The 1,763-nt window shown below is 70.0% G+C and carries 1 pseudogene; it reads left to right on the top strand.

Annotated elements, in window-relative coordinates:
- Positions 1-1,623: pseudogene (locus tag I53_RS05235) on the top strand (ABC transporter ATP-binding protein/permease); the annotation flags it as partial.
- Positions 1,624-1,763: the final 140 nt, after the last annotated feature.

The raw sequence follows: 1,763 nt of genomic DNA on the forward strand, positions 1-1,763 counted from the left end.
CCCATGGCCGGCCCGACCTGCAGCGCCGCGTCTTTCCTGGCCTTCGGCCTGCTGCTCGCCGCCAAGCTGGTAACGATGGTGACGCCGTTCACCTTCAAGTGGATCACCGACGCGCTGGTCGCCGCCGTGGGGGGCAAGGACGCACCGGTGCCCACGGGGCTGCTCGCCGCGCCGATGCTCTTGATCGCCCTCTACGGCGTCTCGCGGATCGCCATGTCGGCGCTGACCCAGGTGCGCGACGGTCTGTTCGCCAAGGTGGCGATGCATGCGGTGCGGCGCCTCGCGCTCCAGACCTTCGAGCACATGCACCGGCTGTCCCTGCGCTTCCATCTGGAGCGCAAGACCGGCGGCCTCACCCGGGTGCTGGAGCGCGGCCGCGCCGGCATCGAGGAATTGTCGCGCCTGATGGTGCTGACGCTCGTGCCGACCATCGTCGAGTTCGTGCTGGTGCTCGGCGTGCTGGCCTACGAGTTCAGCTGGACCTACGCGGCGACCGCCTTCGTGACGGTCGCGGCCTATCTCGCCTTCACCTACAAGGCGACCGAGTGGCGGATCGCCATCCGCCGCCGGATGAACGCCTCGGACACGGACGCCAACACCAAGGCGGTCGATTCGCTGCTCAACTACGAGACCGTCAAGTATTTCGGCGCCGAGCGCCGCGAGGCCGCCCGCTACGACGAGTCGATGGCGCGGTACGAGAAGGCCTCGACGCAGACCTACGTGTCCCTGGCGGTGCTCAATGCCGGGCAGGCGGTGATCTTCACCCTGGGCATGACCGTGGTGATGTGGCTCGCCGCCCGGGACATCCTGGCCGGGCGCACCACGATCGGCGGCTTCGTGCTCGCCAACACCATGCTGGTGCAGCTCTCGATGCCCCTCAACTTCATGGGCATGATCTACCGCGAGATCAAACAGGCGCTCATCGACATCGACGACATGTTCCGCATCCTCGGGCAGAACCCCGAGATCGCCGACCGGCCGGGCGCCGCGCCGCTCGCGGTGGCGGGCGGCACGCTGCGGTTCGAGGATGTCCGTTTCGCCTACCATCCGGAGCGGCCGATCCTGCGCGGCGTCTCCTTCGCGATACCGGCGGGCCAGACGGTGGCGGTGGTCGGGCCCTCGGGGGCGGGCAAGTCGACGCTCTCGCGCCTGCTGTTCCGGTTCTACGAGCCGCAGGGCGGGCGGATCAGCATCGACGGGCAGGACATCGCGGCGGTGACGCAGGAATCCCTGAGGGCAGCCATCGGCATGGTCCCGCAGGACACGGTGCTGTTCAACGACACGATCGGATACAACATCCGCTACGGCCGGGCCGACGCCACCGACGCGGAGCTGCGCGAGGCGGCCCGGCTCGCGCAGATCGACCGCTTCGTCTCGAGCCTGCCGGAGGGCTACGACACGCCGGTGGGCGAGCGCGGCCTGAAGCTCTCGGGCGGCGAGAAGCAGCGGGTCGCCATCGCCCGGACCATCCTCAAGGCGCCGCCGATCCTGGTGCTCGACGAGGCGACCTCGGCGCTCGATTCCTTCACGGAGGCGGAGATCCAGTCGGCGCTGGACCGGGTCAGCCGCGGCCGCACCACCCTGGTGATCGCCCACCGGCTGTCCACGGTGGTCAACGCCGACGCGCCTGATATGCGCCGGGAAAGCCGCGGCCGTTCGGCCGTGCGGCGGCCGCAGGTTCTTCCCCACAGGCCGGGCGGAGCGGGTCCGCACCGGGAGCCGGCACCGGGTCTTGCGCGAGATCTGCGGCGCCCCGGGAGATC

The sequence above is a fragment of the Methylobacterium sp. B1 genome (assembly GCF_000333255.1).
Classification (GTDB): domain Bacteria; phylum Pseudomonadota; class Alphaproteobacteria; order Rhizobiales; family Beijerinckiaceae; genus Methylobacterium; species Methylobacterium fujisawaense.